The sequence below is a fragment of the Pseudoxanthomonas helianthi genome (genome assembly GCF_017939625.1).
In the GTDB taxonomy this organism is placed as follows: domain Bacteria; phylum Pseudomonadota; class Gammaproteobacteria; order Xanthomonadales; family Xanthomonadaceae; genus Pseudoxanthomonas_A; species Pseudoxanthomonas_A helianthi.
This window is the reverse complement of record NZ_JAGKTC010000001.1, coordinates 821,301-836,527: the sequence shown is the minus strand read 5'-3', so window position 1 is coordinate 836,527 and position 15,227 is coordinate 821,301. Positions and strand designations below refer to the sequence as shown.

Below are 15,227 nucleotides of genomic sequence, written 5' to 3'. Positions count from 1 at the left end.
TCGGAGGTGTCAGAAGCCATGGTTTCCGTACCGTTGTTCTCCACGCATCGTCGAGTGCTGACGGTTGCCGTCCTCGCCACCGCGCTGGCCGCCTGCGCGACGCAAGCCGAAGCGCCGGGCCGGGCAGCGCCAGCTCCGTCGACACCCCGATTCTGGACATCCTTCGAAACCGGCGAACCGCAGGTCGGCGAAGGCCCGGCGGAGCGTGCCGAAGATGCGAGTCTCGATGTCCGTGCGGGCGATGGTCCCGAGACCGCGTATACCGCACGCCCCCGTGTCGGGTTCACCGGGGTGCATGCACTGGGATATTCCGGAAAGACGACAGCCTCCGCCGGTGGTCGTGCGGACACGAAACTGTTCGATGTCTCCATCCCGGTCACCGCCGCGACCGAGTTGTCCTATCAAGTCTTCCCGCAGTTCGAAGAGGCCGATCAACGCTATCCGGCGACCTACGTGGCGATCGACCTGCATTTCACCGATGGCACGCGGCTGTCCGATCTCGGTGCACGCGACCAGCACGGTTTCGTGCTGTCGCCGCGCGGGCAGGGCGATTCGAAGTCGCTGTACACGCAGCAGTGGAACCATCTGCAGTCGCGCATCGGCGAGGTGGCCGCGGGCAAGACCATCGACCAGATCCTGGTCGGCTACCAGAGTCCGTTCGGGCCCAGCGCGTTCCGCGGCTGGATCGACGACATCAGTATCTTCGACGGCAGCATTGCCCACGTGGCACGTTCCGCCCCGTCGAAGCGTCCCAGCGACCACGTGCTGACCACCCGCGGCACCAATTCGAGCGGCGACTTCTCGCGCGGCAACAACATCCCCGCCACGGCAATGCCGCATGGCTTCAACTTCTGGGCGCCGGTCACCGACGCCGGTTCGTTGAGCTGGTTCTACGAATACGCCAGGCGCAACGACGAGAACAACCGGCCGAAGCTGGAAGCGCTCGCCCTGAGCCACGAAACCAGCCCGTGGATGGGCGATCGCCAGACCTTCCAGGTCATGCCGTCGCTGGCCAGCGGCGTGCCCAGCGCCAATCGTGCCGAACGCGCCGTGGCTTTCCGCCACGAAAACGAGATCGCACGCGCGCACTACTACCAGGTCAAGCTGGACAACGGCATCGTCGCCGAAATCGCGCCGACCGACCATGCCGCGATGTTCCGCTTCACTTTCCCCGGCGATGACGCGAGCCTGATCTTCGATAACGTCACCGACCAGGGCGGTTTGACCCTCTCGCCCCAAAGCGGCGAATTGACCGGCTACACCGACACGCGCAGTGGCTTGTCCAACGGCGCGGCCCGCATGTTCGTCTATGCGAAGTTCGACCGCCCGGTAACGGCCGGCGGCAAGCTGGTCGCCACCGATGGGCCGAAAGGCGGCAAGCGCAGCAAGGTGGCGGGCTACTTCCGCTTCGAGGCCGGCCCGCAGCGCAGCGTCGGCATGCGCATCGCCACTTCGCTGATCAGCGTCGAGCAGGCCAGGCGCAACCTCGAACTGGAAATCGCCGACCAGGACGGTTTCGACGACGTGCGTGAGCGGGCGCAGCGCGCGTGGGACGAGAAGCTGGGGGTGATCGAGGTCGACGGCGCCACGCCGGATCAGCTGACCACGCTGTATTCCAACCTGTACCGGCTGTTCCTGTATCCGAACTCGGCGCACGAGAATACCGGCAGCAACGCGGCCCCGGTCTGGCGCCATGCGGTGCAGTCCTCCGCCAGCAAGGACATCCCGCCAGGCACGACCGAGACGAAGACCGGCGCAGCCATCGCCGCTGGCAAGGTCTACGTCAACAACGGCTTCTGGGATACCTATCGCACGGTGTGGGCGGCGCAATCGTTGCTGGCGCCGCGCCAGGCCGCGGAGATGGTCGACGGCTTCCTGCAGCACTACCGCGACGGCGGCTGGGTGCCGCGCTGGTCATCGCCGGGCTATGCCAACCTGATGACCGGCACCAGTTCGGATGCATCCTTCGCCGATGCCTACGTGAAGGGCGTGGCCGGCATCGATGCCGCCGCGCTCTACCGTGCGACGATCAGGAACGCCGCCGTCGTGCCGCCGAACGACAACGTCGGCCGCAAGGGCATGGAGGTCGCGCCGTTCATCGGCTACACCCCGAGCTCGGTCGGCGAAGGCGTGTCGTGGGCGCTGGAGGGTTACATCAACGACTACGGCATCGCCAACATGCTGGCGGCGATGGCGAAGGATCCGGCGCCGCCGGTCGCGCGCGAACGGCTGGAAGCGGAAAGCGCCTACTACCGCAACCGTGCGCTCAACTACGTGCGCATGTTCGATCCGGCGATCGGTTTCTTCCAGGGCCGTGCCCTCGACGGCAAGTGGAAGTCGCCGGCCCGCGACTACAACCCGGAAGTCTGGGGCCACGAGCACGACTACACCGAAACCAATGGCTGGGGTTTCGCCTTTCTCGCCCCGCACGATGGCCAGGGCCTGGCCAATCTGTACGGCGGCCGCGATGCGTTGGCGCGCAAGCTGGATGCGTACTTCGCCACGCCGGAAACCGCGGGCCATCCGGGTTCCTATGGCGGCGTGATCCACGAGATGGTCGAAGCGCGCGACATACGCATGGGTCAGTGGGGTTTCTCCAATCAGGTCGCGCACCACGTGCCGTGGATGTACCTGTACACCGGGCAGCCGTGGCGCACGCAGGAAATCGTGCGTGAAGTGCTGGCGCGGATGTACATCGGTTCGGAGATCGGCCAGGGCTATCCCGGCGACGAGGACAACGGCGAGTCGTCGGCCTGGTGGCTGTTCGCCGCGCTGGGCTTCTATCCGCTGCAGATGGGCAGCGAGAACCTGGTGATCGGCTCGCCGCTGTTCACCAGGGCGACCGTCCGGCTGGACAACGGGAAGAAGCTGGTGATCAGCGCGCCGGACAACAGCCGCGAAAACATCTACGTCGCCGGTCTCACCGTGAACGGCAAGGCATGGGACAGGACTTTCATTCCGCATCGCCTGCTCGCGCAAGGCGGCGAGGTCGAGTTCAGGATGTCGGCGAAACCCGGCACGTGGGGACGTGATGCCGCAGCGCTGCCGCCGTCGCTGACCGCCGGCGATGCGCCCGCCGCGCCGTTGGCCGATCTCACCGGCCCGGGTCGGGGCATTGCTTCGAGCAGCGTTCCCGGCGTGAAGGCGGGTGCATTGTTCGACGATACTTCGGGGACCGAATCGGTCTTCTCCGCCAAATCGCCGGTATCGGTGGTCTATGTTTTCGACAAGAAGCCGGCCGAAGCGGTGAGTTTCTATACGCTGACTTCGGGCAACAGCAGCGGCCATCCGACTGCATGGACGCTGGAAGGATCCGATGACGGCAAGGACTGGAAAACGCTGGATCGCCGCAACGGCGAGACCTTCGAATGGACGCGCTATACGCGTCCGTTCCGATTGGCTTCGCCCGCCAGCTATCGCCAGTACCGACTGGTCGTCAGCGCGGCCAGCGATCCGACGCGGTTCTCGTTGGCCGAAATCGAGCTGCTCGGTGCGCCGATGTCTGCGCAAGCGGACAAGACACCCCGCATTTCGGACGCGACCACGATGGAACAGGCGGGCATGGCCGATATCCGCAGCCTGGTGCCGGACATGTCGCAGTCGATCGCCTATGCCGGCAGCGACAACTTCGTCGGTGCGCCGGTCGATGGCTACGAAGCCCCGCGCTGCTGGCTGAAGCGCGAAGCGGCCGAGGCCCTGGCGCGGGTGGATGCGGCGCTGCGCGAACGGCACATGCGCCTGCGCGTGTTCGACTGCTACCGCCCCGCGCGTGCGGTGGCCCATTTCGTGCGCTGGGCAGCCGACCTGGACGACCAGCGCACCAAGGCCGCGCATTACCCGGACCTGGACAAGTCGAAGCTGCTTGGCGAATACATCGCGCCGGTATCAGGCCACAGCCGCGGCGGCACCGTCGACCTCACCGTACTCAAGTGCGATGCGCGCGGCGCCAACTGCAAACCGTTGGACATGGGTACCGATTTCGACTACTTCGGCACCCGCGCCAACACCGATTCGGCGGAAGTCAGCGCCGAACAACGTGCCAATCGCCAGTTGCTGCTCAAGGCAATGGATGCGCAGGGCTTCAGCAACTATCCGATGGAGTGGTGGCATTACAGCTTCCGCTTCCAGCCGCCGCTGGAAACGCTTTACGACGTGCCGCTGAGGTAGGCCGAACCTTGAACGGCTCTTCTCGTAGGAGCGGGCCCTGCCCGCTCCCACATCGCGTGTTGGATCAGTTGCGCGCGTGCAACAGCGCGTCAGCCGCGACCGCTTGCGGCGCTTCGCCTTCACGACCGATCTTCAGGCCCAACGAGCGGCCGCCACCGCCCTGGAAATAGTCCAGGTCGATGCGATGCAGGCCGGCCGACAACGCGGCGCTGCCGTACGACTCGCCGGGGCTGCGGCCGCCATCGCGGTCGATGACGGTTTCGCCGTCGATGCGCAGCACCGATCCATCGTCGCTGTCCAGCACGAAGCGATAGATCGCATCGGCCGACACGCGCAGGTAGCCGTCGAAGCGCAGGCCGAAGGCTTCCGGGCGCGCCTGTTCGGGGATCGCGATGGCCGGCGCGACGTCGGCGCGCACCACGGGCAATGTCTCCAGTCCGGCCACCTTGAGCACGCTGCCTTCGTAGTAGCGGCGGTTCAGGCCGGCCTGCAGCTTGCGCGCATCGACCTTCGCCGCCGGGCGCAATGTCGCCTGGCGGAAATTCGCGCTGGAGACGACGCTGCTGCGGCCGTCGGCGAGGAAGGCGCGCGCGTTGACCTGGGTGCCCGTGGGTACCAGCGCCAGTTCGATCGGGCCGGTGTACTGTGGCGACTGCGCGGTCGGCTCGCTGCCGTCGGTGGTGTAGCGGATCGTCGCGCCCGGAATCGGCGTGGACAGCGCCAGCGTCGTCTTCGGCTGCAGGCTCAGCACGTCGGCTTCCAGTCCGCGCACTTCGGGAATGCGATAGTGGACCTTCAGCCGGTCCAGCGTCGCCAGTTGCGCACCCATGCGTTGCTGGAAGCCGTTCCAGTCGCGCGCCGCGCTCGGCGCCCAGGTCACGTCGGCCACGGCCAGCGCGCGCGGCCAGTATTTCGCCTCGGTCTGTTCGGTGCTGGTCACATACTCAGTCCACAGGTTGGCCTGCCCGCCGAGGATGTGCCTGGCCTGTTCCGGGGTCAGCGACGCCGGCACCGGTTCGAACGCGTACACCTGCTTCAGCGGCAAGTAGCCGACCATGCAGTCCGGCTCACGCGGCGGCTTGCCTTCGCAGTAGTCGAGGTAGGCATAGTCGGTCGGCGACATCACCACGTCGTGGCCGAGCTGCGCGGCCTTGATGCCGCCGGCCATGCCGCGCCACGACATCACCGTGGCGGTGCGCGAAGGCGTGCCGTCGAGGATCTCGTCCCAGCCGATGATCTTGCGCCCATTCGCGTTGACGAACTTCTCGACCCGGCGCAGGAACCAGCCTTGCAGTGCGTGTTCGTCCTTCAGCTTCTCCCGGCGGATGATCTCCTGTGCCAGTGCGCTCTGCTGCCAGCGCACGACCGGGGCTTCATCGCCCCCGACATGGACGTACTTCGACGGGAACACCTGCATCACTTCGGCCAGCACGCCGGTGACGAACGCGAAGGTCTGCTCGCTCGGGCACAGCACGTCGTCGGACACGCCCCAGATGGTCAGCGTTTCGAACGGACCCGGCGTGCAGCCCAGCTCCGGATATGCGGCCAGTGCGGCGACCATGTGCCCGGGCATGTCGATTTCCGGAATCACGGTGATGTGGCGCTGTTTCGCGTATTCGACGATCTCGCGGGCCTGCGCCTGGGTGTAGTAGCCGCCATAGGGCTTGCCGTCGCCGACGTAGGGATCGAAGTTGCGGCCGACGATGGTCTCCTTGCGGTAGGCGCTGATCTTGGCCAGCTTCGGAAAACGCTTGATCTCCAGGCGCCAGCCCTGGTCGTCGGTCAGGTGCCAGTGCAGGGTGTTGAACTTGTAGCGCGCCATCAGATCGAGATGGCGCTTGATGTAGTCGAGCGGCTGCATGTGCCGCGCCGAGTCCAGCATCAGGCCGCGATAGCCGAAGCGCGGCGCATCGTCGATGCGCAGCGCGGGAATGCCCGCTTCGCGGCTGCCCGGCTTGGCCAGCTGGCGCAGCGTCTGCAGGCCGTAGAACAAGCCGGCCGCGGTCCGCGCGGACAGGCGCAGGCCTTGCGCATCGACTTCCAGCGAATAGCCTTCACTGTTGGCCTGCGCGTCGGGACGCAGTTGCAGGCTCAGCGTCGCGGGCTTGTCGCCGCGTTGCGCCTTCACCGGTACATCCCAGGCCTCATGCAGGATCGACGTCGCCAGTTCGCCCAGGTCGCGCGCCTCGGCACCCTGGACGCCGCTGACGGAAACGCTGGCTTCGGCCGCAGGCTGGAAGCGGCCCTCGCGCAGTTCGACGTGTTCGGGTTGCGGCAACAGGCCCAGGCTTTGCGAGGTGGTGGCCTGTGCGTAAGAGAGCGCGGGGGAAAAGCACAACAAGGCGAAGAGGATGCGGCGCATGGGTTTCCTTGGGGCTTGTTCAAAGTTTCAAAAATGCTTCGTCATCCCGGCTTTCGCCGGGATGACGGACAAATGCAAAAGCAGAAGTGTCGAACCAAGGTCAGTAACGGTCGTCGAAGGCGAAGATCGGCTTGCGGTCCTTCCACTTGCCTTCGGTGAAGTCGGGGAACGGCAGCGTGCGGTAATCCTCGGCGATCGACTGCTCGGACAGCGGGGTGATCGCGCTCCAGGCCACCGCGTCGTAGATATCGATCGGCATCGGCGCACCGGCCTTGACCGCTTCGACGAAGGCGTGCACGACGAACCAGTCCATGCCGCCGTGACCGGCGCCAGCGGCCTTGTCCGCGTACTTGCGCCACAGCGGGTGGTCGTATTCGTCGTAGTACTTCTGCGCGTCTTCCCACTTGTGCGGCGGGCTCTTGCCTTCGATGTGGATCGACTTGTTCAGGTCCATCCACAGGCCGTCGGTGCCCTGCACGCGGAAGCCCAGCGAATACGGCCGCGGCAGCGAGGTGTCGTGCTGCAGCAGGATGGTTTCGCCATTCTCGCAACGCAGCGTGGTGGTGACCACGTCGCCGAGCTTGAACTTGACCTTGGCGTTGGGATGGTCGGGGCCACCCTTCGGATTCTTGACGATGTAGTCGTGCAGGCCGCGCGACTTGGTCGCGAAAGCATTGATGTGGGTGAAGCGGTTGCCGCGATGGATGTTGGCGTACATCGCGCAGGGCCCGATGCCATGGCTCGGATACAGCTCGCCGTTGCGGTCGACCGAGTGCTGGGTGCGCCACTGCGCTTCGGAGAAGCCCTTCTCGCCGAATTCGACGCCGCTGTCGTAGGGCTCGTTCGGGTTGCCGGAATTGAGCTTCACCCCGCGCAGGTCGTGCTGGTAGCCGGCCTGCATGTGGATCAGTTCGCCGAACAGCCCGGCGCGGACCATCTGCAGCACCGCCATCACGTCGCGGCGGTAGCAGACGTTCTCCATCAGCATGTACGGCGTGCCGGTGCGCTGCTGCGCACGCAGCACGTCCCAGTGGTCCTGCAGGGTGATGCCGGCGACCACTTCGCAGCCGACCGCGACCTTCGCCTCCATCGCCGCGATCGCCATCGGTGCGTGCCATTCCCATGGCGTGCAGATCAGCACCGCATCGATGCCCTTCTGCGCCAGCAGCGCCTTCCACGCGTTCTTGTCGCCGTTGCCGCCGTACACCTTCGGACGCTTGCGGCCGGTCTTGTCGATGATCGCCAGGGTGTGGTCCAGCATCACCTGCTGGGTATCGGCGATGGCGACCAGCTCCACGTCGCCGCGGCTGAGCAGCGGCCCAAGTTGCGACTGCCCGCGCAGGCCGGTGCCGATCATGGCCACGCGCAGGCGGTCGCGCGGTTTGCCCAGCGCGTTGAAGGCCGGCGCAAGGGCGAGCGCGCCTAGGGCGGCACCGGTCTGGAGGAATTCGCGGCGTTTCATCGAAGAAGCTCCGTGCAGGAAGGTGGAAGGCGTGACAGGGGAAGGCCGCGCCGGAACGGGGATTCCTTCGCGTTGACAGGCGAGGGAACGCGGCCAAGAATGCAATGGTCCAACCATTGGGAAGGCTAGGGCGATGCACGTCGAGGGTCAAGCGAAAATGGCGGAAAACAGGCTTTTTTCGCGTATGCGAAAGAACGAAAGATGGTTGCGCGTGGTCTTTTCGATTGCCCTGTTGTTGCCGGTCTGCACCGCGAACGCAGCCGATGCGGACACGCGTCCGCATCGCAACGTGGTGCTGGTCACGCTGGACGGCGTGCGTACCCAGGAAATCTTCGGCGGACTGGACGTGGACCTGCTGCGCAGCCGCTTGGGCAAGGGCAAGCAGCTCGCGGACGACCCGCTGTACCGCCGCTACGGCGCCGACACGCCGCAGGCGCGGCGCGAGAAGCTGATGCCGTTCTTCTGGGGCACGCTGATGCGCGAACACGGCTCCATCGCCGGCAACGCCGCGCTGGGCAGCCGCGTGCAGGTCGGCAACACGATGCGCTTTTCCTATCCGGGTTATGCCGAACTGCTGACCGGGCGTGCGCGCGACGAGGCCATCGACAGCAACGACCACATCCAGAATCCGTTCCCGACCGTGCTGGAGTTCGTCCGCGAACGCCTCAAGCTGCCGCAGGGCCAGGTCGCTGCGTTCGGGTCGTGGGACCGCTTCGAGGTGATTCCCGAGCATCGGCCCGGTTCGATCTTCGTCAACGCCGGCTTCATGGCCTACAAGTCGCCCGATCCCGGCGTGCGCCGGCTGGACGCGATGCAGGACAAGGCGCTGGCCTGGACCGAAGAACGTTTCGATGCGTTCACCGAGGCCTTCGCCCTGGACTACCTGCAGCGTGAGCGGCCGCGCCTGCTGTACGTGGGCCTGGGCGATACCGACGAGTGGTCGCACGCCGGCAATTACGAACTGGTGCTGCGCGCGCTGCACGACACCGATGCCTTCCTGCGCGAACTGTGGACCTGGCTGCAATCGCAACCGCAGTACCGCGGCAACACCACGTTGATCGTCACCACCGACCACGGCCGCGGCCGCGGCATGAAGGACTGGACCGACCACGGCGCCGACGTCGAAGGCGCACAGGACATCTGGATCGCCATCGCCGGTCCCGACGCCGTGCGTCGCGGGGAGTGGCGCGACGCCGCGCCGTTGAAGCAGGGGCAGGTCGCGGCGACCGTGGCGCAGGCGTTCGGGCTGGATTTCAGCGCGCTCGAACCGCAGGCCTATCCGCCCATTCCAATGTCCCCGCGGGCCAAATAGAAAGGCGCGCAGGCCCTATACTTTCGATCAGCGCGGCGCGTCACGCCGCAAACCCCCAAGCCACGACACCATGCCCGTCCAGAGCATCCGCAGCCGCCGCCTCTACCAGCAGATCGCCGACCAGTTGCGCGGCATGATCGAGAGCGGCGAATTCCCGCCCGGCAGTTATCTGCCGGCCGAGCGCGAGCTGTCGCAACAGTTCGGGGTCAGCCGCACTTCGTTGCGCGAGGCGCTGATCGCGCTGGAAGTGATCGGGCTGGTGCGGGTGAAGGTGGGCGATGGCGTGCAGGTGATCGATGCCGCCCCCGGCGCCGCGAAAGCGGGCGTGCTGTCGCAAGCCGCGCGCAGCGCGCCATGGGAGCTGGATCCCGAGTTGTCTGTCGAGCCGGATTTCGATGCGGAAGTGCCGCCGTTCTCCCTGTTGCAGGCGCGCCGGTTGGTCGAGCCGGAGGCCGCGGCACTGGCCGCCGAGAACGCCAGCGACGAGGAACTCGCCGGCATCCGCGAAGCCTACGAGCAGAACAAGGCCGACAATGAGGCCGGTTCCACCACCCACCCGGGCGATCGCCTGCTGCACGTGCGCATCGCCGACGCCAGCGGCAATCCCGCCTACGCGTTGCTGATCCGCCACCTGCTGGGGCACAAGTACGGCGCGATGTTCCAGCGCATGCAGGAGCTGTATACCCCGCGCGACATGCCGCACCGTTCCGAGGACGAGCACCGCGCCATCGTCGATGCGATCTGCGCGCGCGAACCGGCGGCGGCGCGCAAGGCGATGCGTACGCACCTGGATTCGGTGATCCGGATCTTCTCGCGCGAGCAGCGCGGCTGAGGTTTCGCGACGCGATCTTTCAGCGGAAGCGCAGGTTCCCGCGCGACAACTGATCGATCGAGGTGCAGCCCATCAGCCGCATGTCGCGTTCCAGTTCGATGCGCATCAGCTCCAGCGCGCGTTCGACGCCGGCCTGGCCCGCGGCGGCGAGCGGGAACAGGTAATAGCGACCCAGGCCGACGGCCTTCGCGCCCAGCGACAAGGCCTTGAGCACGTGGGTGCCGCGTTGCACGCCGCCGTCGATCATCACGTCGATGCGGTCGCCGACCGCATCGACGACTTCGGCGAGCTGATCGAACGCGGAGCGCGAACCGTCGAGCTGACGGCCTCCGTGGTTGGACAGCACGATTCCGCTGCAGCCGATATCGACCGCGCGTCGCGCATCGTCCACCGACATCACGCCCTTGAGGCAGAACCGCCCGTTCCAGAGCCGGACCATTTCGGCTACGTCTTCCCAATCCATGGCCGGGTCGAGCATTTCGGTGAAATACCGGCCGATCGACATGGCGCCGCCGCTCATGTCGACGTGCTCGTCGAGTTGCGGAAGCCGGAACGATTCACGGATCAAGTAGTCGATGCCCCAGGACGGCTTCAGCGCAAATTGCAGCAGTCCGCCGAGATTGAGCCGGAAGGGAATCGAGAAGCCCGTGCGCTTGTCCCGCTCCCGGTTTCCGCCGGTGATGCTGTCGACGGTGAGCATCATCACTTCGACGCCGGCGGCCTGGGCGCGTTCGAGCATCGCGCGGTTCAGGCCGCGGTCCTTGTGGAAGTAGAACTGGTAGCACTGCGGGCCGCCGCCGCAAAGCCGGCGCGCTTCCTCCAGGCTGGTGGTGCCGAGCGAGGAAACTCCGAACAGGGTGCCGTACTTGCCCGCCACCGCGGCGACCGCGCGCTCGCCTTGGTGATGGAACAGGCGTTGCAGCGCGGTTGGCGAGCAGTACACGGGCAGGGCGAGCTTCTGCCCCATCACGGTCACCGAAAGGTCGACGTTCTCCACGCCGCGCAATACGTTGGGCACCAGGTCGCAGCGCTCGAACGCCGCGGTGTTGCGCCGGTAGGTCGTCTCGTCCTCGGCCGCGCCGTCGATGTAATCGAAGATCGGGCCGGGCAAACGCCGTTGCGCCATGCGGCGGAAGTCGTGGAAGTTGTGGCAATCGTCGAGGCGCATGGCTTTACGATACGGTTTTGTGTAGGCGGCCGCGGCCCATGACGGGCGATTCGGCCGAGCGGGGCGGAAGCCTCAGCCCAAAGGATGCCGCCGCGCGAACATGCCGTAAATCGCGACGACGATGAAACATGCGGTCGCGACCAGATAGGCGATGTGCGTGCCGTGGTGGTCCGCCACCCAACCCATGAACGGCGGGAGCAGCGCGCCGCCGACGATGGACATGACGATGAAGCTGGCGCCGCGCTTGGTCTTCGTGCCCAGGCCTTCCACGCCCAGCGCGAAGATGGTCGGGAACATGATCGACATGAAGAACGAGACTGCGACCAGGGCGAAGACCGAGATCCAGCCCAGTCCCGCGGCGACGATGAGCGTCAGCACCACGTTGATGACGGCGTACAGGATCAGCAGCTGCACCGGACGGATCTTGCCCATGATCGCGGTGCCGAAGAAGCGGCCGACGACGAAACACAGCATCGGCGCCGCCAGCAGATAGGCGCCGGCCTGCGAGGTCACCCCGACCTGTTCGGTCACGTAGTTGATGAAATAGGCGTTGACGCCTACTTGTGCGGCGACGTAGAAGAATTGCGCGATCACCGCGCCGACGAAATGGGGTTGCGCAAGCAGCGACGGGCCTGCCTCGATTGCATCTTCCGAATCGCGCTCGCGGATGTCCGGCATCGGCGTGCGCAGGATCAGCAGCGCCAGGCAGACCACCACGATGGCGATGGCGACATAGGTGCCCTGCACGCCGGAGAAACCGGCGTGCGCCGCACCGGCACCGGAACCCTTGAAGAACAGCGCCCCGCCGACCAGCGGGCCGAGGAACGAAGCCAATCCGTTGAACGATTGGGCGAAGTTCAACCTGCGCGCCCCACTCGATGCATCGCCGAGCACGGTGACATACGGATTGGCCGCGGTTTCCAGAAAGGCCGCGCCGCAGGCGATCACGAACAGCGCGAACAGGAAGAAGTTGAAATCCAGCCGCGCGGTCGCGGGAATGAACAGCAGTGCCCCGGCCGCGAACAGTCCCAGCCCGAACAGGATGCCGAACTTGTAGCCGCGCCGTTGCATCAGCCACGCAGCCGGCAGGGCCATGAGGAAGTAGGCGCCGAAATAGGCCATCTGCAGGAAACCTGAGCGCGCCCGGGTGACGTGCAATGCTTCCTGGAAATGCTTGTTCAACACATCCAGCAGGCCATAGGAAAAGCCCCACAGGAAGAACAGGCTGGTGACCAGGACGAAGGCAAGGCGCAGGTTGCCGCCCGCGGCGGGCGCGGGAGCGGATTGCGGGGAAGCGGGCAGCGTCGGCATCGCGGGTTCCTCGGAAGGTCAGGCGTCGGTCAGGCGGAAGATGTTCTGCATCGGCGTCCATTTGGCGCCGGCGGGCGTCCACGGCGTGGCCGCCTGGAACTTCCACATCAGGTCTTCCCACGCGCGCAGGCGCGGGTCGTCGCGTTCGGCCGCGGCCATGCGCGCGGGATCGAACACGGCATCGTCGGTGTCCATCACCATCACCATGCGCGTGCCGAGGCGGAAGATCTCCAGCTCGCGCACACCGTGCTCGCGCAGATGGACCAGCACTTCCGGCCACACTTCGCGGTGATGGCGTTCGTACTCGGCGATCAGCGCCGGGTCGTCCTTCAAATCGAGCGCAAGGCAATGGCGCATGGTCTGTTCCTAGGCAGTGGGCCTGGCCGCATCCGGCCAGGCATCGAGCAGGGCCAGCACTTCGCCAGCGAGCGCGTGCGACGATCCGCTCGCGGTGATCGGATAGTCCTCGCGGCCGTGCGCCCACTCGTCTTCCGTCGCGAACCAGTCGATCGGTTCAGGCTTGGCACCGGTTTCCAGCGAGATTTCGAGGCTGGCGAAGAAACGTTGCCAGCGTTGCAGGTACAGGCCGCCAACCATGCCCGCCCATTCGCGGTTGGCGTAATCGCGCAGCCCCGCCTGGTCCGCCGCCGGGCGAGGTCCCCACACGGTCAGGATGCTGCGCGCGTCGTATTCGAACTGGATGCGCTCGGCTTCGTCCTTCGCGGCTGCGCGCGCCTGTCGCAGCCATGGACCGAGCAGGAAGTGCGGGTGCGTGGCGAGCAATCGATCCTGCAGGCGCATGCAGTCGAGCCAGTGCGCGGAGAGTTTCGCGAAACCGTCGCGATCGCCTTGCTTGTAGCGCTCGGCGATCCGCGGCAGCAGGGCGCGGCCGTGGTTGGCCAGGCATTGGCGGGCGACGTCGACCAGGTCCAGGCGGTAGGCGTCGCTGCCGCGCAGGGACTCGGTCACCTGCAACAGCTCGCGCAACGCCTTTATCACCTGCTGCGGATCGTACGGAACCGATTCCGGCGACCATTTCGCCGCAGTCGCGGTATCCAGCGCCGGCCGCGCGCAGAACAGGCTATCCGGCGGTTCGCTGTACTCGTCGGTCTTCAGTTGGTAGACGCTTTGGGCCAGCGCACGCCAGGCGCGTTCGGCATGCGCGTCGGCCGCGCCGTAGCGGAACCGCGCATAGCGCGCGAACCACGAAGGCAGGTCGTCGATGGGCGTTTCGCGCCAGGCCAGTTCGTTGAACAGCTCCATCGCCGCGGCATCGCGGTAGGCGCCCTCGGGCATCCAGGCGATGCCGCGCAGCGCATTGCCCGGTTTGCGGCGCGCGGCGTGAAAACGTTCTACCCACGCATTCGCCTTCGCGCCGAAGGTGACGTGGCCGCCGAAGTTGGCGATGGAGCCGAAGGCGTACGGCGTGCCGTTCCAGTCGCGCTCGCGATCCGGCGCGGGCGCGTACCGGTCGCCGATGCCGTCGACGATCAGCATGCGTTCGCGATCCACGCCTTGCAGCACTTCGGCGGCGGGATTCTTCTGCCAGCCGAGGATCACCCAGCATGCGCCGGGATGGGCGCGTTCCAACGCCTGCTGCACCGCGCGCGATGCGGCCGGCACGTCCACATCGCCGCGCTTGCCGCCTTCGTGGAGCAAATCCATCTTGAAGAAACGAGCGTCGCCGAACAACTCGCGTTGGTGGCGATAGAACGCAGCCGCCACGTCGGCGAACGGCGGCGAGGTCGGGTCCAGCCAGTCGGGTCGTTCGAAACCGACCCATTCGCCCTGCGGTACGACGCGCGCTTTGGGATTGCGTTCGACGAAACCGCCGGGCACGGTGCCGAAGTAGCCGGGGAACACCGGTTCGATGCCGAGTTCGCGGGCGCGACGGCAGATCTTCCGGCCCAGGGCGATGCGCTCGTCCAGCAATCGCGTCGACACGGGGCCGCCGAAGCCGGACATGTTCTGCAACAGCCACCATGGCTGGTGCGCCGGCGCCGGGATCCACGCGCGTAGTTCCGCATCGTTATAGCCGAACTCCTGCAGCAGGCGGTGGTAGACGGCTTCCTGGCCGACGGTGACCAGCATTGCCGTGGTGCCCTGCAAGGCCGCGAGGTCCAGCAGCCGTTCCCAGTCGTTCCAGTTGCGGTACGGGCCGGAATAGCCGTCGTCCGTATCGTTGAGCAGGTAACGGTGCGGCAATTGCGCGGCCATCGCGATGCGCCGAGCCGGCAGAGGCAATCGCGCGGGCAGGTCGAGCTGCGTGCCGGTCCAGGAAAGGTGCGCGTCGGCGACGTACTTCAGGTACCAGTGCAGGCCGGCGAGGCCGGACAGCGCGCGGTTGCTGCGGATCAACAGGCGGTCGCGATCGCGATCGATCTCGAAACGGTCGATGCCATCGTGCGTGGCGATTGGCTGCCAGACGATCTGTTCCGCATGATCGGGCAACAGTCGCCCGAGCGCATCACGCAGGGGCCGTACATCGGCTTCGCCGTCGATCGCGGCGCGGGCTTCCGGCCACCAGCGCACGCCGGCGATGGCGATGCCCGACAGCGCGGCGCCCTTGAGCAGGCGGCGGCGTTCGGGATTCGCCGGCGGACTCGCGCGCAT

9 protein-coding genes are annotated in these 15,227 nt (G+C 66.5%); 3 read left to right on the top strand and 6 right to left on the bottom strand.

Annotated features, from left to right (window positions below; all coding sequences use genetic code 11):
* Window positions 1-18: 18 nt before the first annotated feature.
* Entirely contained in the window at window positions 19-4,167 is a 4,149-nt protein-coding gene (locus J5837_RS03790; RefSeq protein WP_210535378.1) for a GH92 family glycosyl hydrolase, read from the top strand.
* 64 nt (window positions 4,168-4,231) lie between these two features.
* Here the strand turns inward: J5837_RS03790 and J5837_RS03785 are convergent, their stop codons facing one another.
* Both J5837_RS03785 and J5837_RS03780 read right to left on the bottom strand, forming a co-directional pair.
* A complete protein-coding gene (locus J5837_RS03785) occupies window positions 4,232-6,529 on the bottom strand; it encodes a family 20 glycosylhydrolase (protein ID WP_210535377.1) in 2,298 nt (765 codons plus the stop codon).
* Window positions 6,530-6,629: 100 nt separating this feature from the next.
* A complete protein-coding gene (locus tag J5837_RS03780; RefSeq protein ID WP_210535376.1) occupies window positions 6,630-7,991 on the bottom strand; it encodes a Gfo/Idh/MocA family protein in 1,362 nt (453 codons plus the stop codon).
* Window positions 7,992-8,202: 211 nt separating this feature from the next.
* Here J5837_RS03780 and J5837_RS16530 point away from each other — a divergent pair, with 211 nt between their 5' ends.
* Both J5837_RS16530 and J5837_RS03770 read left to right on the top strand, forming a co-directional pair.
* Window positions 8,203-9,303: an alkaline phosphatase family protein gene (locus J5837_RS16530; RefSeq protein ID WP_210535375.1), complete on the top strand. Its 1,101-nt coding sequence runs from the start codon at window positions 8,203-8,205 to the stop codon at window positions 9,301-9,303.
* Between the two features lie 70 nt (window positions 9,304-9,373).
* Window positions 9,374-10,135, top strand: coding sequence for a FadR/GntR family transcriptional regulator (locus J5837_RS03770; RefSeq protein WP_210535374.1), 762 nt, complete (start codon window positions 9,374-9,376; stop codon window positions 10,133-10,135).
* Window positions 10,136-10,154: 19 nt separating this feature from the next.
* On the opposite strand, the gene J5837_RS03765 is transcribed toward J5837_RS03770, so the two are convergent.
* The 4 genes from J5837_RS03765 to J5837_RS03750 all read right to left on the bottom strand — a co-directional run bounded on the left by J5837_RS03765 (window position 10,155) and on the right by J5837_RS03750 (window position 15,227).
* Window positions 10,155-11,303, bottom strand: coding sequence for an alpha-hydroxy acid oxidase (locus tag J5837_RS03765; protein WP_210535373.1), 1,149 nt, complete (start codon window positions 11,301-11,303; stop codon window positions 10,155-10,157).
* A 72-nt stretch (window positions 11,304-11,375) separates the two neighbouring features.
* The gene (gene fucP, locus J5837_RS03760; protein ID WP_210535372.1) at window positions 11,376-12,614 is read right to left on the bottom strand and encodes an L-fucose:H+ symporter permease; all 1,239 of its coding nucleotides are present in this window, start codon (window positions 12,612-12,614) and stop codon (window positions 11,376-11,378) included.
* An 18-nt stretch (window positions 12,615-12,632) separates the two neighbouring features.
* Window positions 12,633-12,971, bottom strand: coding sequence for an L-rhamnose mutarotase (locus tag J5837_RS03755; RefSeq protein WP_210535371.1), 339 nt, complete (start codon window positions 12,969-12,971; stop codon window positions 12,633-12,635).
* A 9-nt stretch (window positions 12,972-12,980) separates the two neighbouring features.
* A complete protein-coding gene (locus tag J5837_RS03750) occupies window positions 12,981-15,227 on the bottom strand; it encodes an alpha-N-acetylglucosaminidase (protein WP_210535370.1) in 2,247 nt (748 codons plus the stop codon).